Raw genomic sequence first — 24,930 nt, 5'->3', positions numbered from 1 at the left:
GATGACTGTCATACCGCTTTCGCGAGTAAGCCCGCTCCCACATTTGGCCAGCGTCGGTTACAGATAAAGGGCACACCCGAATAATTTCTCGTCCATAAAAAAAGCGCCGCCATCCCGGCAGCGCTTTTATCCATCCGTTGTTTTTCTTTTTATCCTTCCATTACATCCCACAACGCTTCCAGCTCCGCTTCGCTGAACAAACCAGCGGGGTAGCGCTCGATCATCGTCCGGCGCGGATCAGTGTCGCTGATCGGACGCGTTCCATTGGACTTCAACCAGTGCGCCAGGATCTGGAGCGATTCGCTGTCTACTGCCAGGGGATGCGACGCCTGCTCGCTCACTACGTTTATTTCGGCGTTCATTCCCGCGCTCTCTCCTGGTTCGTGAGCGGCTAACTTATCCAAGGTTTATGACAGAACATCGAAGTTCCCCCCTCCCTGTTTTCACACCCAAGACAGATACAAGAGCTGTGCCAAGGTGTCGGAATCGTCGACGGACGGAGACAAAAAAGCCCGCAGTCCTGATGGGCTGCGGGCTGTTTGCAAGGCGCTGGGGAGATGGCTTTGCCTGATCAATTTTGCATGCAACTCAACCTGTTACAACCGCACTCACTCCTGGTGTGGCGCAGGCTGTTGTTGGGTAAGGCAGTGGATATTACCGCCACCCAGTAACAGTTCACGACCCGGTACCATCACCACTTCGTGCTGCGGGAACAGCGCCTGCAAAATCTCTTTTGCCGGACCGTCCAGTGGGTCGTCGAAGCTTGGCGCGATGATGCCGCCGTTGACGATCAGGAAGTTCACGTAGGAACCGGCCAGACGAACCGTCGGATTACGTTCCTGAGTGCCGTCCACCGGGTCGACACCTGCGCACTCTTCTTCGGTCGCATACAGCGGCCCCGGAATCGGCATCTTGTGCACCGTGAAGGGGCGACCCTTGGCGTCGGTGCTGCCTTGCAGCACTTTCATTGCGGCCTGGCAGCGCGGGTAGTTCGGGTCTTGCGGGTCGTCGGTCCAGGCCAACAGCACTTCACCCGGACGCACGTAGCAACAGAAGTTATCCACATGACCATCGGTTTCGTCGTTGAACAATCCGTCCGGTAGCCAGATGATTTTATCCACAGCCAGATTCGCGCTGAGCACCGCTTCTATTTCTGCCCGGTTCAGGTGCGGATTGCGATTGCGGTTAAGCAGGCATTCTTCAGTGGTGATCAGCGTGCCTTCGCCATCGACGTGTATCGAGCCGCCTTCGAGCACGAAGCCTTCGGTGCGGTAGCGCTGGCTACGTTCGATCTCGAGGATCTTGCCGCCGACCTGCGAATCACGATTCCATGGCGAATACAGACCACCGTCAAAACCGCCCCACGCATTGAAGTCCCAATTCACACCACGGACTTCGCCACTGTTATTGATCACGAACGTCGGGCCCGTGTCGCGGACCCAGGCGTCATCACTGGACATTTCGACTACACGAATATTCGGCACGTCGAGACGGGTGCGAGCGTTTTCGTATTGACCGGCGGATACCGCCACGGTCACCGGTTCGAAACGGGCGATGGCTCTTGCAACCGCCACGTGCGCGGCTTGCGCCGGTTTGCCACCCAGGCGCCAGTTGTCCGGGCGCTCGGGCCAGATCATCCAGGTCTGGGTTTGTGGCGCCCATTCGGCCGGCATGTAAAAACCGTCAGCGCGAGGGGTGCTGTTCAAAGTGGTCATAGCGATCAGGACTCCAGGGAACCGTCGAGGGTCTTCAGTGTGCCATACAGGTTCGGGCGACGATCACGGAACGAACCCCACGCGCTGCGGATGTGCTCCAGCTCATCAAGGTCGAAACTCTGGACCAGCACGCCTTCTTCGGTCTTGTCGAGTTCCTGAACCTTCTCGCCGAACTGATTGGCGATGAACGACGAGCCGTAAAAAGTGATGTCGTAGCCGTCCTGCTCTTCGTTGCCGATGCGGTTGCTGGCGATCAGCGGCATCAAATTGGCGCCGGCATGACCTTGTTGCACACGCTGCCAGTGGTCACGGGACGAAATGGTCTTGTCATGTGGCTCGCTGCCGATGGCGGTCGGATAGAACAGGATTTCTGCGCCTTGCAGCGCCATGCTGCGCGCGCACTCAGGGAACCACTGGTCCCAGCAGATGCCAACACCGATTTTCGCGTAACGGGTGTTCCAGACTTTGAAGCCGGTATCACCCGGGTTGAAGTAATACTTTTCGTGATAGCCAGGGCCGTCCGGGATGTGGCTTTTACGATAAATCCCGAGGTTGCTGCCGTCGGCATCGATGATCGCGATGCTGTTGAACCGCGCGCGGCCGGCCAGTTCGTAGAAGCTGATCGGCAGCACCACCTGCAGTTCCTTGGCGACTTTCTGGAAATGCTTGATCGCGACGTTGTCTTCAACGGTCGTCGCCAGCTGCAGGTAATCCGGGTTCGGCTTCTGGCAGAAGTAGGGAGCCTCGAACAGCTCCTGGATCAAAATGATCTGCGCGCCTTTGGCAGCGGCCTCACGGACCAGCTTCTCAGCGGTCTCGATGTTGGCTTCAAGGTCCCAGGAACAAGCCATCTGGGTAGCGGCGACGGTAACGATACGGCTCATGAATCGGCTCCTGAGCAAGTGCTTGAGGGTCGAGTGTGGCATCGACCGATGACAGAAATGGGAAGCACCGGGTGTGGTGAGGCACGCCGTGGGCAGCGATGACTTTATAGCCGATAAATATCGACTTTAAAAGCAGCCATCCTTCCATCCGTCTTATTTTTCGCACAATAAACCGATAATAATCGAAATTACACCTACCAATGTAGGAGCTGCCGGAGGCTGCGATTTTTTGATCTTCGCTTTTAACAGCAAGATCAAAAGATCGCAGTCTTCGGCAGCTCCTACACGGGATCAGTGGTGCGGCTTAGAGGCCTTCAGCCAGCACCTTCGCCAACATATCGACAAAGAAATCCACACTCCGGCGCGAGGTGACCATCGGCGGTTTGATCTTGAGGATGTTCAGGTAATCACCCGTCGGCTGCATGAAAATACCCAACTCCCGGAGACGATCACACAGTGCCGTGGTTTCTTCGGTCGCTGGTTCCAGGGTTTCGCGGTTACGAATCAACTCGACGCCCAGATAGAAACCGGAACCATGTACGGCACCCACCAGCGGATGAATATCGATCAGCGCCTCGAGTCGCTCCTTGAAATACCCGCCCACGACCTGCGCGTTTTCCCAGAGTTTTTCTTCTTCCATCACATCCAGCACCGCCATGCCGATCTGGCAACTGACCGGACTGCCCCCGGCCGATGAGAAGAAATACCCCTCGGCCTCCAGTGCTTCGGCGATTTCTCTGCGGGTGATGACTGCGCCCAGCGGCTGGCCGTTACCCATACCCTTGGCCATGGTGATGATGTCCGGCACCACGCCCTGCTCTTCAAAGCCCCAGAAGAATTTGCCCATGCGCCCGTAACCGACCTGCACTTCATCGGCGATGCACACGCCGCCCTGGGCGCGAACCAGCGCGTAGACCTGTTTCAAGTAGCCCGGCGGCAGCGAGATACCGCCGGCGTTGCCGTACACCGGTTCGCAGATGAAACCGGCGAGCTGACGTTGCTGCCCGGCAATTTTTGCCAGGTTGTGTTCGACGCTGCGCACGTAGTCCGGTGCGCTGCCGGCGCCGCGGAATTCGCCGCGATAGGTGTTCGGCGCGGTCACCGGATGTACCCAGTCCGGGCGGCTGCTCAACGCCTTGGGGTTGTCGGCGATCGAGGTCGAGACCGCGTCCGCTCCCACTGTCCAGCCGTGATAGGCCTCCAGCACGCTGAGCATATCGCGACCGCCGCTGTAGGCCCACGCCAGGCGAATCGCCAGGTCATTGGCCTCGCTGCCGCTGTTGACCAGGAATACGCGGTCCATGGAGTCCGGGGACAACTTCAGCAAGCGCTCGGAGAACTCGGCAATCGCCGCGTAGTTGAACCGCGAGTTGGTGTTGAGCAGCGACCACTGACGGCTGGCGACCGCGGCCATGCGCGGGTGACCATGACCCAGCACCGCGACGTTGTTGAGCATGTCGAGGTAAGACCGGCCCTGCATGTCGATCAGGTGATTGCGCCAGCCGCGTTCGATGCGCGGCGGGTCGACGTAATAGTGTTTTTGCGTGCGGGCGAAACTGGCGTCGCGGCGCGCCAGCAATGTCGCCGAATCGAGCTCCTCTTGTGCATCGCAGGCCAGCCCCAGCAACGCCGCCGGCGACGGGCACAATGCTTGCCAGGCAGCGGCGCGAGAGGGCGTGCAAAACAGCGGAGCATCGAACGATGTGCCTCGGCACAACTGCACCACCAATGGCCCGCTGACCGAACCCAGCACCTGGCCTTTGACCAGCGCCGCACCGATGTGCAGCGACGGCGTCACGCCCCACAACCGCACGCTCGATTGCGGGCCGTCCAGTTGCAATACGTTGGGCGCCGGTTGATGAACCACACCGGCAAACGGCGATTCCACAGCCGTGCCATGGGGCACTTGCAACTCGACGTGCAGCGGGAAAGTGTCCGGTTCAATGGCACTGTCCGGCCGGGTACGAGACAGCCGGTATTGCCCATAACGGCTGGCCGCCAGACCGTGAGTCGCAGCCGCTTCGGCCAACAGGCGCTGGTCGATTCCTGCCTGCTCCCAGTTACCCGCTTCGAAATGCGGGCTGAGCACGCCCAAATCGATCAAGGCAAACTCACGTCCCACCAGCCCCGGCAACAGCGGGGCAAAACCTTCGCTGTCGATACCCGGCAGGCTCTGACCGACCGCGGCAAGAATCGCCGCCTCCATCAATTCCAACGGCACCGACGTGGCAACGCGGAAAATTTCCCACTCATGGGTCAGGTTGTCGCGACTGTATTCGTTACCCGGATCGATACTGACCTGCTGCTCGCCGCTGAGCACCAGCACCGCCGCCCGCGCGACAATCAGCGGCCAGAGCGCCAGCAGTTCTGCAGGCTGCAACGGATTGACCACGTGATATGCCTGGACCGCTGGCAAGATGTAGAAAGGATCACCCCCGGCGTGATGCAACAACGCCGCGCACGTCACCGACAGATCGGTGATGCGCCAGGTGCGAACCAGGTCGCCGAAATCGATTACACCCTGCAATTGCCATTGGCGTTGCGGATCGCGCTGCCAGACCACGTTGTCGTCGGTGATGTCCATGTGGATGGCCTGCAGCGGCAACTTATCCACAAGCGGCTGTAAATGGCGTTCGGCACGTTCGGCAACACCGGCGATCAGCGCGCGTTGCTGATCGTCCTTGATGATTGGCAGCAAATGGGCGATTAACGCATTGGCATGGCGGGCATCCCACTGCAACGTGCGTTCGAGACCCGGATGATCGAAACCGGCCAGTGCCAGATCCATTTCACCACACAGTCGACCGAACCCGGCCACCACTGAACCGGGCAGGTGATCGAGGTGCGTGAGTGACCGGCCTTCGATGTATTCGAGCAGGCGCACATGCACCGATTGGCCGCCGACTTCCAGGGTAAGCAGGTCTGCACCATTTTTCGCAGGGATCACCCGTGGCACCTGCACCTCGGGATGTTCCGCCAAATGCCTGAGTCCTGCATGCTGGGCTTGCAGCTCCAGCGCTGAATAATCGCCATGGCAAATTTTCAGGACGAATTGCCCTTGGTCACTGTTAACGCGATAGTTGAGGTCCTGCTGGCTGCCGAGGGCCTGCAACCTGCCGCTCAGCCCATAATGCCCTTCGAGCAGCTGCAGCGCTTGCGCCATAGACACTTGCGGACCGGGCAGACTGGCGCGATGAATCAACGTGGCGAGCGGCATACAACGACCCCTGAAATTTTATTAGGCGCTTATATCGCCACTGCCGGGGACGATACGCAACCCCCCCACGGCACGCAGACTGCGTCCGCAAGCCTAGGCATAATGCGCCATGTACCCACAGGCGCTTGATGCTCATGACTCCGACCCTTCCTCGCAGACCCCGCTGGCGCAGCCTGGCGCTGCTCGCGTTATGCCTGGCGCCATTGCTTTGGCCGCTGGAGCATCTGGCCGAGCGCTATTACCGCAGCGAACTGGCCGGACAGAACCGTCAGACCCTCGATCTCTACGTCGCCAACCTGCTGGGCACCCTGCACCGCTATGAAGTACTGCCGCAGATCCTCGGTGAGCTGCCGGCCCTGCGAGCCGTCCTCGGCGCACCGGACGATAGCGTCACCCAGGGCAACGCCAACCGTTTATTGAAAAACATCAGCGCCCAGACCGGTGCCGAAGTCATGTACCTGATGGACACCACGGGCAAGACCCTGGCCGCGTCCAATTGGGATAAACACGACAGTTTTGTTGGACGTAATTTTTCCTTCCGGCCCTATTTCAGCGAAGCGATGGCTGGACGGCTCGGACGCTTTTTCGGGTTGGGCACCACGTCGGCCAAACGCGGTTATTTCTTCGCCGCGGCAGTGCGCGATCGCGAGAACATTCGCGGCGTGCTGGTGATCAAGGTTGACCTGGACCATACCGAAAGCCTCTGGGGCAAAACCCCGGAACAACTGCTGCTGACGGACCATAACGGTGTGGTCATTCTCACTTCACGGCCTGAGTGGCGATTCCGCTCGACCCGTCCATTGAGTGAAGAAGAGCGCAAGGCCATCATTGCGATTCAACCCTACCCGACCCGCGATCCAAAACCGTTGAATCTCAACCCCGACGCCTGGCTGACCCAGACCCAACAGATCGAAGAAACCGGTTGGAACGTCAGCATCCTCGCCCCCCGAACCCTGATCGATCGCCCGGTGCGCACCGTGGTCGCCATCGGTGGCGCGACACTGTTGGTGTTGATGCTGTTGCTCGGCCTGATGATGCAGCGCCGGCGCCATTACCTGGAGCGGATCGCTTTCGAAGCCAAGGCCCGGCGCGAACTGGAAGGTCGGGTCGCCGAGCGGACCAGCGACCTGGAAGGCCTCAACCGACGATTGAAAGAGGAAGTGCTCGAGCGCGAACAGGCCCAACAGGAACTGGTTCGCGCCCAGGACGATCTGGTGCAGGCCGGTAAGTTGTCGGCGCTGGGCACGATGTCGGCGAGCATCAGCCACGAACTCAATCAACCGCTCGCCGCGATCCGCAGTTATGCGGAGAACGCCGAAGTACTGTTGGACCACCAGCGCACCGACGATGCCCGCGGCAACCTCAAGTTGATCAGCGAACTGACCGGGCGCATGGCCTCGATCATTGCTCACCTGCGCGCCTTCGCCCGCCGTGATCGCCACGCCCCGGAAAGTGTCGCCCTGCAACCGGCGCTGGACGATGCCCTGGCACTGCTGGCCAAGCGTCGACGCAGCATGGAAGTCGAACTGATCCGCGATCTGCCGGCCGCCACCCTATGGGTCGAGGCCGGGGAAACCCGTCTGCGCCAGGTGCTGGGCAATCTATTGGCGAATGCCCTCGATGCCCTGACGGAAAAAGGCCCGCCGCGTAAACTCTGGTTGAGTGCCCAATCCACCGATGACGGCGTCACGCTGTACATTCGCGACAATGGCCCCGGCTTCTGCCTGGAGGCACTGGGTCGCGCCAGTGAGCCCTTCTATACCACCAAGACTCGCACCCAGGGGCTTGGCTTGGGACTGGCGATCTGCGAAACCCTGATGCGCGCCTTTGGTGGTGAACTGTCGTTCTCCAACCACAAGGAAGGCGGCGCCCTGATTACCCTGAAGTTGCGCCCAGGCGCACCGGGCGTGAGCCTGCAACCGTCCGAGGACCGAAGTGCATGACCATCGATAACCGCATTCAGGTCGTGTTGATCGACGACGATCCCCACCTGCGTCAGGCCCTGAGCCAGACCCTGGATCTGGCCGGGCTGAAAATCCTGCCGCTCGCCGAAGCCAAGGGGCTGGCCGGGCAACTGGAGCGCGACTGGCCTGGCGTGGTAGTCAGTGACATCCGTATGCCCGGCATGGACGGTATCGAACTGCTGACCGAACTTCACGTCCAGGACCCGGAGCTGCCGGTGCTGCTGATCACCGGTCATGGCGATGTGCCGCTGGCGGTGCAAGCCATGCGCGCCGGGGCCTATGATTTTCTGGAAAAACCCTTCGCCAGTGACGCGCTGCTCGACAGCGTACGTCGCGCGCTGGCCTTGCGCCGATTGGTGCTGGACAACCGTAGCCTGCGTCTGGCCCTGAGCGATCGTAATGAGCTGAGCACCCGACTGGTCGGGCAATCGGCGCCGATGCTGCGCCTGCGCGAACAGATCGGGGCTTTGGCGGCGACCAAGGCCGACGTGCTCATCCTCGGCGAAACCGGTGCCGGTAAAGAAGTGGTGGCCAGGGCGCTGCATGACCTGTCGAGTCGGCGTAACGGTCCGTTCGTGGCAATCAACGCCGGAGCCCTGGCCGAGTCGGTGGTTGAAAGCGAGCTGTTCGGCCACGAGCCTGGCGCCTTTACCGGCGCGCAGAAGCGCCGCATCGGCAAGTTCGAATTCGCCAACGGCGGCACGCTGTTCCTCGATGAAATCGAAAGCATGAGCCTGGACGTGCAGGTGAAATTGCTGCGCTTGCTGCAGGAGCGCGTGGTCGAGCGCCTGGGTGGCAATCAGCTGATCCCGCTAGACATCCGCATCATCGCCGCGACCAAGGAAGACCTGCGCCAGTCCGCCGATCAGGGGCGCTTCCGTGCCGACTTGTATTACCGCCTGAACGTCGCGCCGTTGCGAATTCCGCCTCTGCGTGAGCGCGGTGAAGATGCGCTGATGCTGTTCCAGCATTTCGCCGATGAAGCCAGCGCCCGCCATGGTTTGCCACCCCATGAACTGCAACCGGGGCAACGCGCCCTGCTGCTGCGCCACACCTGGCCTGGCAACGTGCGTGAACTGCAGAACGCCGCCGAACGCTTCGCCTTGGGCCTGGAACTGGCCCTGGACAACAGCGTGCCGGACGGCGCTACCGGCAGGACAGTAGACGTGGTCGGTGGCGGTCTCAGCGAACAAGTGGAAAACTTCGAAAAGAGCCTGATTGCCGCCGAACTGACGCGCTCTCACAGTTCCGTGCGCAGCCTCGCCGAAGCCCTCGGCATTCCACGCAAAACCCTGCACGACAAACTGCGCAAGCACGGGTTGAACTTCGCCGACAGCGGTGCCCATACCACTACCGACGAACTCGATTGAGCTACCGTCAAATCATCATCTTCATGCCTGAGGCCCGTTAATGAACCGCGACAGCCGTCACCTGGAATCGATCCTTCACCACGACATTCCCCTGACGCGGGACATGGGTCTCAAAGTACTCGACTGGCACGACCAGCAACTGCGCCTGCACCTGCCGCTGGAAGCCAACGTCAACCACAAGAGCACCATGTTTGGCGGCAGCCTGTATTGCGGCGCGGTGCTGGCTGGTTGGGGCTGGCTGCATTTACGCCTGCGTGAAGCCGGCATCGAAGACGGGCATATCGTGATCCAGGAAGGGCACATCAGTTATCCGCTGCCGGTGACCAGCGATGCCACGGCGATTTGCCAGGCGCCGAGTGCGGCGGTCTGGAAGAAGTTTCTGGCGATGTATGAACGCTATGGCCGGGCGAGGTTGACGTTGCATTCAAGGATTGTGAATGCGGGGAGTGAGGAGGAAGCGGTGACGTTTACCGGGCAGTACGTGCTGCACCGGTAAATATTGATTGTTCCCACGCTCTGCGTGGGAACGATCTTAGCTACGAGCCAGCGCCAGCAGTTTTTCCCGCCACGCAGCCTTCGCCGGCAGCGCCAGGAAAAACTCATTCAGCAAAGACTCCCGCGCCGGATAGCAGAACGGCCGGCCGCTCAAATCCAGCACTTCGCCACCCGCCCCTTCCAGTACCCCTTGTGCCGCTGCCGTATCCCACTGCGAAGTCGGCGCCAGGCGCGGATAACAATCCGCGGCGCCTTCCGCCAACAAACAAAACTTCAGCGAACTGCCGATATTGGCCAATTGCAGCTCACCCAGACTATCGCTCAACCCGGCCAGCAAACGCTCCTGCTCCGGACTCGAATGCCGACGACTGGCCACGACCGTGAATGCTTCGCCCATAGCTGGAACGTCACGCACCTGAATCGGCGACGGTTCGCTACCCTTGTCGCCACGCCAGGCACCCAGCCCCGTGCCACCGACATAAAAGCGGCCGTTGGTCGGCATCGACACCACGCCAAATACCACTCGCCCCTGCTCGATCAACGCGATGTTGACGGTAAATTCCTCGCTGCCGGCGATGAATTCCTTGGTCCCGTCCAGCGGGTCCACCAGCCACCAGCGCTGCCAACCGGCGCGTTCGCTCTGCGGGATGTTGGCGTCTTCTTCAGACAACACCGGAATCGTCGGGTCCAGCGCGGTCAGCCCGGCCAGAATCACATGGTGGGCGGCCAAGTCTGCGGCAGTGACCGGAGAGTCGTCGGCCTTGGCGGTCACGGCTGTACCTATGCGCCAAAACGGCAGGATCGATTCACCCGCCTTCAATGCCAGCTCGACCACCGGCGCCATCAACGGATGAGGGAAGTTCATGGCAGGAATACCCCGCGCTGAGTCAGCAGATCACGGGCCAGATACAGCGACGCCAGGGCACGACCCTCGGTGAACCGCGGATTCTGCGCCAACGCCGACAATTCACGCAGGTTGATCTTGTCCACGCCCATTGGCTCAGGCTCGTCGCCTTCAAGACGTTCTTCATACAGATCGGTGGCCAAAACCACCTGAATCTTCTGGCTCATGTAACCGGGTGACAACGACAACTCGGTCAAATGCTCCAGTTGCCGCGCGCCATACCCGGCCTCTTCCTTGAGCTCACGCTCGGCCGCCGCCAGCACGTCCTCGCCCGGCTCGATCAAACCCTTGGGCAGGGACAATTCGTATTCATCGGTGCCACCGCAATACTCTTCGACCAGTACCGCGTGGTCCGCATCCAGCATCGCCACGATCATCACCGCGCCATACCCGGCGCCCTTGCCGACCAGTCGTTCATAAGTGCGCTCCACGCCGTTGGAAAAGCGCAACTGCAACTCTTCGACGCAGAATAAACGGCTAGTGGCGACAATCTCGCGGGCGAGGATGGTGGGTTTCTGGCGCATGAGCGGCTCCTGGGTGATAGCGGGTTACTATACCCGGCCTATCCTGATTGTTTACCCCGGATATCTTTTTTACCGCTGGAGAAGTTTTTTATGTCCCTGCTGCCCTGGCACGACATCGACACCGTTCTGCTGGACATGGACGGTACGCTGCTGGACCTGCACTTCGACAACCATTTCTGGCTGGAGCACCTGCCCCAGCGTTACGCCGAGTTGCACGGGGTAAGCAGGGCCATGGCCGAGATGGAATTGCAGCCACTGTTCGAACGCCATGCCGGCCAGTTGCAGTGGTACTGCCTGGACTTCTGGAGCGCCGAGCTGAAGCTGTCGGTGCGCGAGCTGAAACTGGAAACCGCTCACCTGATCGCCCTGCGCCCGGATGCGGACACGTTCCTGGCGGCGATCAAACAGGCCGGCAAACGCGTGGTGCTGATCACTAATGCCCACCGCGATTCACTGTCACTGAAGCTGGAAAGAATCGAACTGGCGCCGTATTTCGAGCGGTTGATCAGCTCTCACGATTACGGCTTCGCCAAGGAAAACCCGCAGTTCTGGGATGCCTTGCAGGCGGACATCGGTTTTGATCCGGCGCGCAGCCTGTTTATCGACGACACCTTGCCGATCCTGCGCAGTGCGCGCAATTTTGGTGTGGCGCATCTGTTGGCGGTGAGTGAGCCGGACAGCCGCAAGGGGCCGAAGGACACGGGGGAGTTTGCGGCGGTTGGGGATTATCGGGAGCTCATTGCAGGGCTTTAGACCGGGTCGCCTGCATCGCGGGCAAGCCACGCTCCCACAGGTATTGTGTCGTTCACGAAGGATGCGAACGACACAGATCCTGTGGGAGCGTGGCTTGCCCGCGATGCAGGCGACTCGGTCTGAAGGTTAATCGGGAATCCGCAACGACTGCCCTGGATAAATTTTGTTCGGATCCTTGAGCATCGGCTTGTTGGCCTCGAAGATCTTTTGATATTTGTTCGGATCGCCATACACACGCTTGGAAATGGCACTGAGCGTGTCGCCTTTCTCGACCGTGACAAACTTCGCCGGCGTGGCCACAGGTCCAGTCACCGTGATCTGGTCATCCACACCGCTGATACCGGCCACATTACCCAGTGCCAGAAGGATTTTTTCCTTCTCTTCCTGACTGGCGGCTTCGCCGGTGGCAATGATTTTATCGCCGTCGACTTTCACCTGAATTTTAGACGTGTCGATTCCCGTCAGTGCATCCTTCACATGCTGGGTCAGTTTCTCGCTGTTGGCCTCGGCCTTGTCCGGCGTCAGCGCATCGAGGATTTTTTCACCGGCATCTTTCAAAAAGCTGAAAAGGCTCATCGTGTTCTCTCCTTGGGAGTGGGGTCCAGAGGCAAAAGATTAGACCACGCCGGCAGACCGCGATTGCCACCCGACCAATGACGCCGCTTGCTAGAATCGGGGGCTTCACCGCGCCCTGGAGCGAAGATGGACATCAAGCAGCTGAAATTCCTCATCGCCCTCGACGAAACCCGACATTTCGGCCAGGCCGCCGCCCGCTGCCACATCACCCAGCCGACCCTGTCCATGCGCCTGCGCAGCCTCGAAGAAGAACTCGAGTTGCCCTTGGTCAATCGTGGCCAGCGCTTCGAAGGCTTCACCGCACCGGGCGAGCGAGTGCTGGCCTGGGCACGCACCGTACTGGCCGCCTGCGATGGTTTGCAGGCCGAAGCCGCCGCCTGTCGCGGCAACCTGGTCGGTACCCTGCGCCTGGGCGTCGTGCCGCTGTCAAGCTTCGATCCGCTGCCGCTGATGCAACGGCTACACGCCGATCACCCGAACCTGCGCTTCGAACTTTCGTCCCTGAGTTCCGAACAGATCCTCGAGCAACTGGCGAACAATCGCCTGGACATCGGCGTCTCATACCTGGAACGCCTGGACGGTGAGCGCTTCGATTCACTGGCGTTCAGCGAAACCCGCATGGGCCTGCTCTACGATCAACGCTTCTACAATTTCGGCGAGGCCGCGCTGAGCTGGGAATCGTTGATCGAATTGCCACTGGGCATGCTCACCAGCGGCATGCATTTTCGCCAGTCCATCGACCATAACTTCCACAGCCGCGGCCTGACCCCGCAGCCCTTGTTGCAGACCGACGCCGTGCATCAACTGATACAAGCGGTGCACGGGGGCCTGTGCTGCGCCGTGATGCCGCTGGATGGCGGCCTGGAAAATCTCACTGATCATCTGCGCCTGCAACCTATCGAAAACGCGCAGACCCTCGGCAAATTGGGGCTGATCATGCGTCGCAGCGCGCCTCGCTCGGCATTGGCAGAGGCCTGTTTCGCAATCTTTCAAAAATCGCCGATAGGCTCTTGATCGACGGCATCTATCGGTAGATCAGTAATAGCGATTAGACGCGACAAGTTGACGCGCATAGGCTTAAAGCTGATCAAACCGTCGGTGATGCCATGAACGCCAAGCGCCCTGTATGCGCGGCGCCTGCCCTCGAAACGCCCGCGCCCGCTGCCAGCCAGACTTACAGTTACAGCAACCTTCGCCAATCCGAAACGCAAAGCGTCGAATCGGACAGCACCGCGCTGGCCGAGGAAGTCGCGCTGGCGATTGCCTATAACGGCATCAGCCAGGCAGTGATGCTGGTGACGCCGTCGGATCTCGAGGACTTCATCGTCGGCTTCAGCCTCGGCAGCGGCATCATTGAAGACGTCTGCGACATCTACGACTTGCAACTCAGCGGCTCGGGTTCGGCGCAGTACGCGCAAGTAACTATCGCCAATCGAGCCTTCTGGAACCTCAAGCAGCAGCGTCGGCAACTGGCGGGCACCAGCGGTTGCGGGCTCTGCGGTGTGGAAGCGGTCGAGCAGGCGTTACCCGACCTCAGAGTCTTGCCCGGCGCACCACTGCCGCCTGTGGAATGGCTCGACGGTCTGCGCCAGCGCATCGGCGCGTTCCAGCCCCTCGGCCAGTACAGCGGCGCGGTGCATGCGGCGGTGTTCATGGACGCCAAGGGCGAATTGCTGCTGGGCCGTGAAGACATCGGCCGGCACAACGCCCTCGACAAGCTGATCGGCGGGCTGATTCGGCAGAAAATCCCGACTGCCGGCGGCCTGGCGATTGTCACCAGCCGTTGCAGCCTTGAATTGATCCAGAAAGTATTGCGCGCAGGTATCCAGACCCTGGTCAGCCTGTCGTCGCCCACGGGCCTTGCCGTGCAATGGGCCCGCCGCCATAACCTCAACCTCATCCACCTGCCGCAAAAAAGTGCGCCGCGGGTCTACAGCCCGGCATTGGAGAATCACGCGTGAGTCAACATCGTCAAGCCGACCAGAAACCCGTCCCCCGCTATAAGCCCTACAAAGGCCCGGCCGGTGGCTGGGGCGCACTGATCAGCGTGGCCCAGGCCTGGTTGACCAGCGACAACGCGCTGAAAAACCTTCGCATAATGCTCAAGACCAACCAGAACGGCGGCTTCGATTGCCCCGGTTGCGCGTGGGGGGATTCTCCGGAAAAGGGCCTGGTGATGTTCTGCGAGAACGGCGCCAAAGCGGTGAACTGGGAAGCGACCAAACGGCGTGTCGATGGAGCGTTCTTCGCGAAACACAGCGTCAGTTCGTTGCTGGAACAGAGCGACTATTGGCTGGAATATCAGGGCCGTCTGACCGAGCCGATGAGCTACGACGCCGAGACCGATCGCTACAAGCCGATCAGCTGGGAAGCGGCGTTCGCGCTGATCGGTAAACACTTGCAAGGGCTGTCGAGCCCGGATCAGGCCGAGTTCTACACCTCGGGCCGAGCCAGCAACGAAGCGGCGTACTTGTATCAGCTGTTCGTGCGCGCCTACGGCACCAACAATTTCCCCGACTGCTCGAACATGTGCCACGAGGCCAGCGGTGTGGCGTTGGCGCAAAGTGTCGGCGTCGGCAAAGGCACCGTGACCTTCAACGACTTCGAACACGCCGATGCGATTTTTGTATGGGGCCAGAACCCGGGCACCAACCATCCGCGGATGCTCGAACCTTTGCGCGAAGCAGTGAAACGCGGCGCTCAAGTGGTCTGCATCAACCCATTGAAAGAGCGGGGACTGGAGCGTTTTCAGCACCCGCAGCACCCGATCGAAATGCTCACCAACGGCGACAAGCCAACCAACACCGCCTACTTCCGCCCGGCGCTGGGCGGCGACATGGCGATCCTGCGCGGCATGGCGAAATTCCTGCTGCAATGGGAGCGCGATGCACAGAAGGCAGGCGAGCCTGCGGTGTTTGACCACGATTTTCTCAATGAGCACAGCGTCAACGTGCTGGAATACCTCGGTGTCATCGACGACACCTCCTGGGCGCAAATCGTCGAGCAGTCCGGCCTGACGCTGGTGGAGATCGAGCAAGCCGCTCGCATGTACGCCAAGGGCAAGAACGTGATCATGTGCTGGGCCATGGGCATCACCCAGCATCGCCATTCGGTGGCGACCATCCAGGAAATTGCCAACCTGATGCTGCTGCGCGGCAACATCGGCCGGCCGGGCGCTGGCCTGTGCCCGGTGCGTGGCCACAGTAACGTGCAGGGCGACCGGACCATGGGCATCAACGAATGTCCGCCGGTGGCGTTCCTCGACTCGCTGGAGCGTCGCTTCCAGTTCAAGGTGCCGCGGGAAAACGGCCACAACGTGGTCGAGGCGATCCACGCCATGGCCGATGGCCGTGCGAAAGTGTTTATCGGCCTGGGCGGCAACTTCGCCCAAGCCACACCGGACAGCACCCGCACCTTCCAAGCCCTGGCCAATTGCGACCTGACCGTACAGATCAGCACCAAGCTCAATCGCAGCCATCTGGCTCACGGTAAAGACGCGCTGATCCTGCCGTGCCTGGGCCGCACCGACATCGACATCCAGACCGAAGGCCCGCAAGCGGTGACCGTGGAAGACTCGTTCAGCATGGTCCACTCCTCAAACGGTCAGTTGCAGCCGCTGTCGAACCAGATGCGCTCGGAGCCGGCGATCATCGCGGGTATCGCTGCCGCGACCCTGGGCAGCAAACCGGTGGACTGGCACTGGCTGGTGGCCGATTACAGCCGTATCCGCGACCTGATCGCCGACACCATTCCAGGCTTTCGCGATTTTAACGAGAAGATCCGCACTCCAGGCGGTTTCTACCTGGGCAACAGCGCCGCTGCCCGTCGCTGGAATACGCCATCCGGGCGGGCGAATTTCCGCCCGAATGTCCTGCCCAAGGATCTGGTGCACGAACGCACGCGTGCCACTGGGGTGTTGCCGGACCTGATCATGCAGTCAATGCGTTCCCACGATCAGTACAACACCACCATTTATGGCCTCAATGACCGTTATCGCGGGGTCAAAGGTCAGCGGGACGTCTTGTTCGTGAACGAGGCCGACATCATCCGCCTGGGGTTCAAGCCAGGGCAGAAGGCGGACATTGTTTCGATCTGGGATGATGGCCGCGAGCGCCGGGTGAAAGGCTTCACACTGCTGGCGTTTGATATCCCTGCCGGGCAAGCGGCGGCTTACTATCCGGAGGTCAATCCGCTGGTACCGCTGGAAAGCATCGGGGATGGCAGCCATACGCCGACGTCGAAGTTTGTGGCGATCCGGTTGGAAGCAGCGAGTGAGACTGGGCTCATCATGGCCAGGTCAGCTTAACGCGGCGCCTGAGCCGGCCTATTCGCGAGCAAGCTCGCTCCCACATTTGATTTTGGCGAACACAAATTCCGTGTACGACATAGGTTAATTGTGGGAGCGAGCTTGCTCGCGAAAGCGGTAGATCATTCAACTAACCTTTCGCAGCCAATACTTATTCATCGCCCACAAAAAAGGCCTTTTTTCACAAAAACGGCCATTCCGAAGTAACTAAAGACCGGCGAAAAACAGTTAAGTTCCGCCTAAAAAACAGTAACTTATAGAAATGTGTTGAAGTCGTGTTACTCGTCGGATTTCTATTGTAACAACCATGACACAGCCTCAGGATCGCGTCGTCATCCCCTTGAGGTTTCTCTATGAAGTTCTCCTCGATTCTCTTGTTGTCCCTTGGCCTGGTCAGTGGCTTCGCTTCTGCCGGCGGCACCACCGAAGCAGGTGTGGGCGGCGCATTGGGCGGGGTTTTGGGCTCGGTCGTCGGTCAGTCGTTAGGCGGCAGTACAGGTTCCACCATTGGCGCGGCCCTGGGCGGCGCGGGTGGTAGCGCAGTTGGCGCAGACAAACGCAGCCGTGGCGAAGCCGCCATCGGCGGTGCGTTGGGCGCAGCAGGCGGTAACGTGGTCGGCCGTAGCATGGGCGGCACCACCGGCAGCCTGATCGGCTCCGCAGCAGGTGGCGGCGCCGGTGGCGCGCTGGGTAACTACATGGGCAACAAGAGCGATGACGACGATGATGATCGTCGCAGCCGTGGTGATCGTCGCTACCGTGGCGACCACCATGATCGTGGTAATCACTACGGCCATCGCAAGCATCATCACAAGAAGTATCGCCGTCACTGAGGCCTGCATGGCTTCAGACAGGCAGATAAAAAATCGCAGCCCGATGGCTGCGATTTTTTTTGCCCGTCAAACCACCAACTGCTCCAGCGACCCGCGCAACGCGGCAGGAATCGCCACCGGAAGATTCGATGTCCGATCCACGAACACATGAACAAAACGCCCCGCCGCACACGCCTCCGCCTCCCCGGCCTTGAACACAGCCAGCTCATACTGAACCGAACTGTTGCCCAGCTTGCCCACCCGCAAACCGATCTCGATCCGGTCAGGGAAGGCGATGGAGGCAAAGTAATCGCAAGCCGAACTCACGACAAAACCCACGACTTCGCCGTCATGGATATCCAGGCCGCCGACTTCGATCAGATAGGTATTCACCGCCGTGTCGAAGAAGCTGTAGTAGGTGACGTTGTTGATGTGGCCATAGGCATCGTTGTCATGCCAGCGGGTGGTGATGGGTTGGAAGTGGAGATAGTCGGTGCGTTGGGGCATCGGGGTGGACATCGGTGTCGGTTCCTGGAGTTGGATTGCGAGTTTAAGGCGAAAACAGGTCAGAGGTGCATCTCGGCCCATTCCCGCACATCGGCGTATGGATAATCCTCCAGCACCGCAAAACCCGAAATAGACCGCGCCTTGAGCTTGGTAAACAGCGGTACGCTGATCCCGCACAAAAACCGCGTCACACGCTCGGCCGATGGCACGCTGCCGGTGTACTGCTCATGCCTGTGGATAAAGTTGCCGCACAACGCCTCGAAGTTTTTATCCACAAGCGCCGGTAGCTCTGGTGGTGCCGGCAGTCGAGCCACCTGCCCGTGACACACCGAACAATGCCCGCATTGCCGCGGCGCATTTTCGTCACCGAAGTACGCCGCCAGGCGATAACCCAGGCAATGGTCGGTGGCGAACAGCTCGAGCATGGCGTGAATCCGCGCGATTTCCGTGCGTTCATGCTGGGTGAAACAAGCGTGCAGCTCGGCGCTCAGGGCCTCGCTGTCGAAATCCGTTTGCAGCAGGCTGTAGACATCGGTCATCTGCTTGCTTTCAAGCTCTACCCAACCCTTCTCCTGGAAATAATCCAGCGCCTTGACCACTCGATTGCGCTCGGCTTGATACTGCTGGTACAGCGCATCGAAATTCACCGTAGCCCAGCTTCGCGCACGAGTGGAGGTCTGGATGATCGCCGCGACGAAATCCCTGCGCTCGCCCTCGAAACGAGCCAGCAAGAACTCGGGCTCCTGCAGATACTTGAAGCGGTATTCGGCGTAATAGGCGTAACGCGGTGCGATGATTGCGCGCAGCTCCAACTGCACCAGCAAGGTCTTGAGCGGCAACTGGCGAATGTTGCTCTGATCCGCCAACGGCCCCAGCAGAAACTCCCACTGACCCTCGGGCGTGGCGGCTTGCAACTCATCCAGCACGCAGCGGATGCCGTCCAGTTCCGGCGTATCGCCGTAGACGAAATTTTCCAGCACGTTGAGGCTGTCGCGGTTGGCCAATACCAGGCAGTCGGACGGCTGTCCGTCGCGCCCGGCGCGGCCGATTTCCTGGCTGTAGTTTTCGATGGATTTGGGCAGGTCGAAATGCACCACGTTGCGGATGTCGCTCTTGTCGATGCCCATGCCGAAGGCGATGGTGGCGACGATGCAATTGGACTGTCCGCCCATGAATCGTTTTTGTATCGCTTCCCGTTGCTCGTGTGGCAGACCGGCGTGGTAGGCCTCGGCCTGAATGCCGTTGCGGCCCAGGTGTTCGGCGATGTGCTCGGCCGTTTTCTGCAGGGTGACGTAGACAATGCTCGGCTGGCCGGGACGTTGGCTCATCCACTCGACAAGACGCCGGCGCTTGTCCTGCCCGCGCACCGGCTCCACCAACAGATTGAGATTGGATCGATAGAAGCCGGTGGTCACCACATCGTCCGGGGCGATGGCGAATTTCGCTTCCATATCGGCGATCACCTTGGGCGTTGCAGTGGCGGTCAGCAGCAGCGCCTGAGGGATGTTGAACTGGCGCTGATAGTCGGGAAGCTTGAGATAGTCGGGGCGAAAGTTGTGGCCCCACTCGGAAATACAGTGGGCCTCGTCCACCACCAGCAGCGAGATCGGCACCTGCTGCAGGAAATTACGGAAACGTTCGTTTTTCAGGCGTTCCACGGAAATCATTAAAATCTTCAGCTCGCCGGACTTCGCCCGGGCCATCACATCGTTGGCATCCTCGCGGCTCTGGGCCGAATCGATACTGCCCGCCGCGATGCCGTGGCGTTGCAGGAAGGCCAATTGATCCTGCATCAGCGCCAGCAACGGCGAGACCACCAACGTCAGGTGCGGCAGCAACAAGGCTGGCAATTGGTAGCAAAGAGACTTGCCGGAGCCCGTCGGAAAAATCGCCGCCGCCGAGCGCCCGGCCAACACCGCGCTGACCGCCGCTTCCTGGCCGGGCCGAAACTGTGGATAACCAAAAACCTGTTCCAGGGTGTTGTGCATAAGCTGTCACTCCGTTGACTGCTGCGATGCCAAAAGCCTAGCCGGCGATCGCAGCGAGTCGAGAAAAGGTCTGGGGCAAAAACGATACGGGATGATACAGCGTCCATCGGGTCAACCTTCGCCATAGGTCGAAACAATCGGGGCACTTTGCCCCCATCCCGTGCGCCCAATTCCACCGGTAAGGTTCACCTTCGAATAAACCACTCTGCGCGACACTTCATCACGGCAGGACATCCGATGCGCGCGGATATCCATCAAGGAACGACCATGCTTCAACTATCCGGCTTTTCACTCGCCCCTGCGCTGGCACTGCCATTGCTGTTAAGTGGCTGCCTCGCAAACCCTGCTCAACCCGCCACCGATCCGACCCGGTTCGAAACACCGGAGTATCGAGCCCAGAAGGGCCTGGCAGTCATTCACGCTTCAACCCTTTATGCCCGTGGCGGCACCGGCCAAGGGGTGGCCGTAGCCCTGGTCGACTCAGGCCTGAACAGCGGCCTGCCGGCGTTTCAGGGAAGAATCCGTGATCCGGGCTTCGATTATGTCGAGAACAAGGTCGGCACCCTCGACCGAATCGGTCACGGCACCCAGATGGCCGGCATTCTTGCGGCCAACAAGGATGGCCATGGCATGCACGGTGTTGCGTTCAATGCACAACTGATTCCCTTTCGTTTCGGCGACGACAACGAGCCATTTTTCTTTGACAGTGAGATTGCACAATCCTGGCAAGCCGGTTTCGACAAGGGCGCGCGCATTCTCAACAACTCGTGGGCCAATGCCATCCCGGCGACCGAGATCAACGAGGCACGCTACAACCAGGTCATGCCAGAGTCGTTGGTGACCGCGCGAAAACTGGTCCAGAACGGCGCGGTATTTGTGTTCCCAACCGGCAACGAACTGAAACGTGAACCCCTGGCCGAACCCGGCTTGCCACTCGCCCTGCCCGAGTTGGAAAAGGGCTGGATCGCCGTGGTGGCATTGAAAAGCGATGGCAGCGGCATCAACGCCAAGTCCAACTACTGCGGCGTGGCGGCAGCCTGGTGCATCGCCGTACCGGGTGGCGATTCCGGCGCAGGGCAAGGCCTGCTGACCACCAGCAAGGACGGGACATACGTACAGACCGCAGGCACCTCACCTGCTGCTGCGCTGGTCAGCGGTGCCTTGGCGGCATTGCACAGCCGCTATCCCGAGCTTACTGCTCAGCAAGTCCGCGAACGCCTGCTGGCAACGGCGAACCGGACTGGCATCTATGCCAACAGTGAAGCGTACGGTAGAGGATTGATGGACCTTGAAGCGGCCTCGCGCCAGCCTCCGGCCAGCCATCACGACCAGACACTTTAGAAAAGTCGTACACATTCTGGCGCGCGCCGTACCGAGGGGTGTCGCGCTCGGCCTGACAAACCCGTAGGATTTTTTACCTCCAGGGAAGCTGCTGTAAAAAACCGCGCAAACCTGTAGGCCGAATCCCAAAGGGCTGGTAAACCCCCTACAAAACCTGTCCATCGCAGCCATCTTGTCCCATAGAGCTTCCCCCTTCTATAGTTTCCGGCGAGGCCGGAAACAGTGTGTCGGCCTGCCGGCGAGACTGCCCGACTTCCCACAGGACTGACCTCGATGAACAACCCCGATCCGCTCACAGACCGTTACCGCCCACTCAGAACAAGCTACAGCGACACCCCCGTGCTGGTCATCGACACCGAAGCCGACCCTCACGAAATCCTCGACGCCGCCCGCCAACGCATCCGCGCCGCCAGCGACCTGCTCGAAACACTGTATTGCCTGTGCTTCAAACAGGCGGACGCGAGTGATATTCCCAACATCGTCAGCGCGCTGTACCTGCTGACCCAGGACGGGCACGACCTGCTTGAAGTTGCCCGCCAACGCTTGCCCAAAACCACCGCCGGTCGATGTCCCTGTGGGAGCGAGCCTGCTCGCGATAAACGATAACGCGGTGCGCCTGATGCCAATCAATCGCAAGAAATTCCGCGCTGAATAAACCTGTAGGCAACGCCCTATGAAAGCTTCATCCCGGTCCTACAACTGAAAATGCCTTGTCTTCTATCGCAGCCGGGGAGCTCGCTTCTATAGTCGGACAGTCGTTGCCAAATCAGCGACTCGAGCTTGGTCACTCGAAAAAGAGACGCACAATTTTCCACTTAGATAGAGGTGTCCCTCAGTGACCACATTAAATCCGTTCGTAGATCGCTACCGCCCACTCCAAACCAACCTCACCGATTCCCCGCCCCTGATCATCGACACACAAGCCAACCCCCAAGACATCCTGGAAGCTGCCCTCCAGCGGATCAGAGCCTCCAGCGAACTGCTCCGAACCCTTCACTGCCAATGCTTCGAGCAAGGCGACGTCGAAGACATCCCTCACATCACCCACGCGCTCTACCTCCTGACCCAGGACGGCTGCGACCTGCTTAAAGTCGCCCAACAACGCATGCTGAACTGGAAAGCCCCAGTCTAATTCGGCTGGAGATCGCTCCCACGCTCTGCGTGGGAACGATCAAAAGTGGTGAAACCGTCATTGAACACCGGAGACAACCATGAGCAGGTTTTTTGATGAGCTGATGGAAAGCGTGCAACAGATGGGCGAATTCGTAAGGGCTGAGTGTCAGCGATGGTGGGATACGCAGGCCTTGGAAAGCGCCTAATCGAACACATAAGTGCCATTATTCTGGCTGTTCTGGCTTAAAAATGAAGGAATAATGGCACATGGCTAAGAAAACAGCGCCGCTTCTGCCAGCAGCAGCCAAGCTGCTCTCTGAGTTTGGCGAGCGACTCAAACTCGCACGGCTACGCCGTAAGCTGACAGCCAAGCAGGTTGCCGAAAGAGCTGGCATGGCACTGACAACACTGCGCTCTCTAGAGTCAGGCGGGTCAGGTGTGACAGTGGGAGCTTATGTGTCAGTGATGCAGGTGCTGGGCTTGGAAAAAGACTTGAGCAAGCTCGCCGCGGTGGATGAGCTGGGGCGCCAACTGCAAGACGCACAATTAACCTCAAGAGCAAACCTCGGAGCCAGTAAACGCCAACGAGCACGCAGCGTTACTCCAGTGAAGGTGTCGTCACCTGTTCGCGACAGGGAAACGGGAGCATTTGAAAGTCCCACCTCCAAATCGGACATTGCTGCTGATTTCCCTTGGAACACTCACTCTTTATCCAATTTGTTAACCAAGAAAAACACTAAGCCTAGTACGGGTAATCAATGACCCTGATCTCGTGTATGCCCTTCCATCGCCCACAAAAAAGCCGCCCCTGAAGGCGGCTTTCTCATTACATCAATCCAACCCTTACAACTTCGGCCCAGCAGCCTTGATCGCGTCGCTCACATCAAACTTCTTGAAGTTCTCAATAAACAACCCAGCCAATGCCTTGGCGGATTCATCGTAAGCAGCCTTGTCGGCCCAGGTGTTACGTGGGTTCAACAGGCCGGTCTCAACGCCCGGTACAGCCAGTGGCACGTCGAGGTTGATGGTGTCGAGGTGTTCGGTTTCAGCACCGATCAACGCGCCGCTCTGGATCGCTGCGATCACGCCGCGAGTGGTCGGGATGTTGAAGCGTTTGCCCACGCCGTAGCCGCCGCCGGTCCAGCCGGTATTGACCAGGTAGACCTTGGAGCCGAAGCCGCGGATGCGCTTGATCAGCAGCTCTGCGTATTCGCCGGCCGGACGCGGGAAGAACGGTGCGCCAAAGCAGGTGGAGAAGGTCGATTTGATGCCGCTGCCGGAACCCATTTCGGTCGAGCCCACCAGCGCGGTGTAGCCGGACAGGAAGTGGTAGGCCGCTTGTTCTTCGCTGAGGATCGACACTGGCGGCAGGACGCCGGTCAGGTCGCAGGTCAGGAAGATCACGGCGTTTGGCTCGCCACCGAGGTTTTTCTCGGAACGCTTGGCAACATGCTCCAGCGGGTAGGCGGCGCGGCTGTTCTGAGTCAGGCTGACATCAGCGTAATCGGCGTGCTTGGCGTCATCGATAACGACGTTTTCCAGGACTGCGCCGTGCTTGATGGCTTTCCAGATGACCGGCTCGTTCTTCTCGGACAGGTCGATGCACTTGGCGTAGCAGCCGCCTTCGATGTTGAAGACAACGCCTTCACCCCAGCCGTGCTCGTCGTCACCGATCAGGTAACGGCTTTCATCGGCGGACAGGGTGGTCTTGCCGGTGCCGGACAGACCGAAGAACAGAGTCACGTCGCCCGCTTCGCCGATGTTGGCGGCGCAGTGCATCGGTAGCACGTCGGCGGCCGGCAGCAGGAAGTTCTGCACCGAGAACATGGCTTTCTTCATTTCACCGGCGTAACGCATGCCGGCGATCAGCACTTTCTTCTGTGCGAAGTTGAGGATCACGCAACCGTCGGAGTTGGTGCCGTCACGTTCTGGAACGCATTCGAAGTTGGCAACGTTGAGCACCTGCCACTCGTCACGGCCAGCCGGGTTGTACTGGGCCGGATTGATGAACAGGCAACGACCGAACAGGTTCTGCCAGGCAGTCTGGGTGGTCATCTTCACGGCGAGGTAGTGATCTTCCGACGCACCTACATGCACATGGGAAACGAAATGCTCTTGCGCGTTGTTGAACGCCTCGACGCGAGCCCACAGGGCATCGAACTTGTCGGCCGGGAACTTGCGGTTGATCGGGCCCCAGGCGATAGCGTCCTGAGTGGTCGGTTCTTCAACGATGAAACGATCGACTGGCGAGCGGCCGGTACGGTGACCGGTGCGAACAACCAGCGCGCCGGTATCGGCAAGCTCGCCTTCACCGCGATTGAGGGCTTCTTTAACCAGATCGTCAACACTCAGATCGGTGTACACGGCGTTATTGGCTTGCGTCATGAGGTTCCCCGTCGGCCATTGGCCGAGTGTGCTCCAAACGTTTTGTAGTAGAAAGTCGTGCACTACTACCGCGAAA

At 59.9% G+C, this 24,930-nt stretch carries 22 protein-coding genes; 12 read left to right on the top strand and 10 right to left on the bottom strand.

Translation table 11 applies throughout. The features are described 5' to 3' along the window. Nucleotides 1-149: 149 nt before the first annotated feature. The 4 genes from ACA067_RS01245 to ACA067_RS01230 all read right to left on the bottom strand — a co-directional run bounded on the left by ACA067_RS01245 (nt 150) and on the right by ACA067_RS01230 (nt 5,816). Complete coding sequence (locus tag ACA067_RS01245; protein WP_497460282.1) at nt 150-362, bottom strand: HAD family hydrolase; 213 nt, start codon at nt 360-362, stop codon at nt 150-152. A 246-nt stretch (nt 363-608) separates the two neighbouring features. Then, nucleotides 609-1,715, bottom strand: coding sequence for an agmatine deiminase (aguA, locus tag ACA067_RS01240; protein ID WP_497460281.1), 1,107 nt, complete (start codon nt 1,713-1,715; stop codon nt 609-611). Nucleotides 1,716-1,720: 5 nt separating this feature from the next. Further along, nucleotides 1,721-2,599, bottom strand: a complete 879-nt coding sequence (gene aguB, locus ACA067_RS01235) for an N-carbamoylputrescine amidase (RefSeq protein ID WP_497460280.1) — start codon at nt 2,597-2,599, stop codon at nt 1,721-1,723. 304 nt (nt 2,600-2,903) lie between these two features. Beyond that, on the bottom strand, nt 2,904-5,816 hold the full coding sequence (locus ACA067_RS01230) for an aminotransferase (protein WP_497460279.1): 2,913 nt from the start codon (nt 5,814-5,816) through the stop codon (nt 2,904-2,906). A gap of 134 nt (nt 5,817-5,950) precedes the next feature. Here ACA067_RS01230 and ACA067_RS01225 point away from each other — a divergent pair, with 134 nt between their 5' ends. Genes ACA067_RS01225 through ACA067_RS01215 form a run of 3 tightly spaced genes read left to right on the top strand, consistent with a single transcriptional unit; the run spans nt 5,951 to nt 9,646 of the window. Continuing rightward, complete coding sequence (locus ACA067_RS01225; protein WP_497460278.1) at nt 5,951-7,759, top strand: sensor histidine kinase; 1,809 nt, start codon at nt 5,951-5,953, stop codon at nt 7,757-7,759. Beyond that, on the top strand, nt 7,756-9,150 hold the full coding sequence (locus tag ACA067_RS01220) for a sigma-54-dependent transcriptional regulator (protein WP_497460277.1): 1,395 nt from the start codon (nt 7,756-7,758) through the stop codon (nt 9,148-9,150). The genes ACA067_RS01225 and ACA067_RS01220 overlap by 4 nt, the downstream gene beginning before the upstream one ends. 40 nt (nt 9,151-9,190) lie before the next feature. After that, nucleotides 9,191-9,646: a thioesterase domain-containing protein gene (locus ACA067_RS01215; RefSeq protein ID WP_497460276.1), complete on the top strand. Its 456-nt coding sequence runs from the start codon at nt 9,191-9,193 to the stop codon at nt 9,644-9,646. A 36-nt stretch (nt 9,647-9,682) separates the two neighbouring features. Here ACA067_RS01215 and cysQ read toward each other — a convergent pair whose 3' ends face one another. Next, a complete protein-coding gene (cysQ, locus tag ACA067_RS01210) occupies nt 9,683-10,510 on the bottom strand; it encodes a 3'(2'),5'-bisphosphate nucleotidase CysQ (protein ID WP_497460275.1) in 828 nt (275 codons plus the stop codon). After that, the gene (gene nudE / locus ACA067_RS01205; RefSeq protein ID WP_497460274.1) at nt 10,507-11,073 is read right to left on the bottom strand and encodes an ADP compounds hydrolase NudE; all 567 of its coding nucleotides are present in this window, start codon (nt 11,071-11,073) and stop codon (nt 10,507-10,509) included. The genes cysQ and nudE overlap by 4 nt, the downstream gene beginning before the upstream one ends. A gap of 90 nt (nt 11,074-11,163) precedes the next feature. Here nudE and yrfG point away from each other — a divergent pair, with 90 nt between their 5' ends. Then, nucleotides 11,164-11,826, top strand: a complete 663-nt coding sequence (yrfG, locus tag ACA067_RS01200; RefSeq protein WP_497460273.1) for a GMP/IMP nucleotidase — start codon at nt 11,164-11,166, stop codon at nt 11,824-11,826. Nucleotides 11,827-11,952: 126 nt separating this feature from the next. Here the strand turns inward: yrfG and lysM are convergent, their stop codons facing one another. Next, nucleotides 11,953-12,402: a peptidoglycan-binding protein LysM gene (lysM, locus tag ACA067_RS01195; protein ID WP_497460272.1), complete on the bottom strand. Its 450-nt coding sequence runs from the start codon at nt 12,400-12,402 to the stop codon at nt 11,953-11,955. Nucleotides 12,403-12,528: 126 nt separating this feature from the next. Here lysM and ACA067_RS01190 point away from each other — a divergent pair, with 126 nt between their 5' ends. The 4 genes from ACA067_RS01190 (at nt 12,529) to ACA067_RS01175 (ending at nt 17,541) form a co-directional block, all read left to right on the top strand. Next, nucleotides 12,529-13,416 carry a LysR family transcriptional regulator gene (locus ACA067_RS01190; RefSeq protein ID WP_497460271.1) on the top strand — a complete coding sequence of 296 codons (888 nt, stop codon included), beginning with the start codon at nt 12,529-12,531 and terminating at the stop codon, nt 13,414-13,416. Nucleotides 13,417-13,508: 92 nt separating this feature from the next. Further along, nucleotides 13,509-14,363 carry a formate dehydrogenase accessory sulfurtransferase FdhD gene (gene fdhD / locus ACA067_RS01185; RefSeq protein ID WP_497460270.1) on the top strand — a complete coding sequence of 285 codons (855 nt, stop codon included), beginning with the start codon at nt 13,509-13,511 and terminating at the stop codon, nt 14,361-14,363. After that, complete coding sequence (locus ACA067_RS01180) at nt 14,360-16,708, top strand: FdhF/YdeP family oxidoreductase (protein ID WP_497460269.1); 2,349 nt, start codon at nt 14,360-14,362, stop codon at nt 16,706-16,708. The genes fdhD and ACA067_RS01180 overlap by 4 nt, the downstream gene beginning before the upstream one ends. A 353-nt stretch (nt 16,709-17,061) precedes the next feature. Then, on the top strand, nt 17,062-17,541 hold the full coding sequence (locus ACA067_RS01175) for a glycine zipper domain-containing protein (RefSeq protein WP_497439526.1): 480 nt from the start codon (nt 17,062-17,064) through the stop codon (nt 17,539-17,541). A 66-nt stretch (nt 17,542-17,607) separates the two neighbouring features. On the opposite strand, the gene ACA067_RS01170 is transcribed toward ACA067_RS01175, so the two are convergent. Both ACA067_RS01170 and ACA067_RS01165 read right to left on the bottom strand, forming a co-directional pair. Continuing rightward, nucleotides 17,608-18,039 carry an acyl-CoA thioesterase gene (locus ACA067_RS01170; RefSeq protein ID WP_064675402.1) on the bottom strand — a complete coding sequence of 144 codons (432 nt, stop codon included), beginning with the start codon at nt 18,037-18,039 and terminating at the stop codon, nt 17,608-17,610. A gap of 47 nt (nt 18,040-18,086) precedes the next feature. Beyond that, nucleotides 18,087-20,015: a RecQ family ATP-dependent DNA helicase gene (locus ACA067_RS01165; protein WP_497460268.1), complete on the bottom strand. Its 1,929-nt coding sequence runs from the start codon at nt 20,013-20,015 to the stop codon at nt 18,087-18,089. Between the two features lie 267 nt (nt 20,016-20,282). On the opposite strand from ACA067_RS01165, the gene ACA067_RS01160 reads away from it, so the two are divergent. From ACA067_RS01160 to ACA067_RS01145, 4 genes are all read left to right on the top strand, one after another. Beyond that, entirely contained in the window at nt 20,283-21,356 is a 1,074-nt protein-coding gene (locus ACA067_RS01160; protein WP_497460267.1) for a S8 family peptidase, read from the top strand. A gap of 273 nt (nt 21,357-21,629) precedes the next feature. Continuing rightward, nucleotides 21,630-21,962: a hypothetical protein gene (locus ACA067_RS01155; protein WP_497460266.1), complete on the top strand. Its 333-nt coding sequence runs from the start codon at nt 21,630-21,632 to the stop codon at nt 21,960-21,962. Nucleotides 21,963-22,191: 229 nt separating this feature from the next. Next, the gene (locus ACA067_RS01150; protein ID WP_497460265.1) at nt 22,192-22,488 is read left to right on the top strand and encodes a hypothetical protein; all 297 of its coding nucleotides are present in this window, start codon (nt 22,192-22,194) and stop codon (nt 22,486-22,488) included. A 248-nt stretch (nt 22,489-22,736) separates the two neighbouring features. Beyond that, nucleotides 22,737-23,231 carry a helix-turn-helix domain-containing protein gene (locus tag ACA067_RS01145; RefSeq protein ID WP_497460264.1) on the top strand — a complete coding sequence of 165 codons (495 nt, stop codon included), beginning with the start codon at nt 22,737-22,739 and terminating at the stop codon, nt 23,229-23,231. An 81-nt stretch (nt 23,232-23,312) separates the two neighbouring features. Here ACA067_RS01145 and ACA067_RS01140 read toward each other — a convergent pair whose 3' ends face one another. Further along, nucleotides 23,313-24,854, bottom strand: coding sequence for a phosphoenolpyruvate carboxykinase (locus tag ACA067_RS01140; RefSeq protein ID WP_497460263.1), 1,542 nt, complete (start codon nt 24,852-24,854; stop codon nt 23,313-23,315). Nucleotides 24,855-24,930: the final 76 nt, after the last annotated feature.

It is taken from the genome of Pseudomonas sp. LBUM1674, assembly GCF_059695635.1.
Note: the sequence above shows the minus strand (reverse complement) of the source record. Positions and strands in the feature narration are given on the sequence as shown.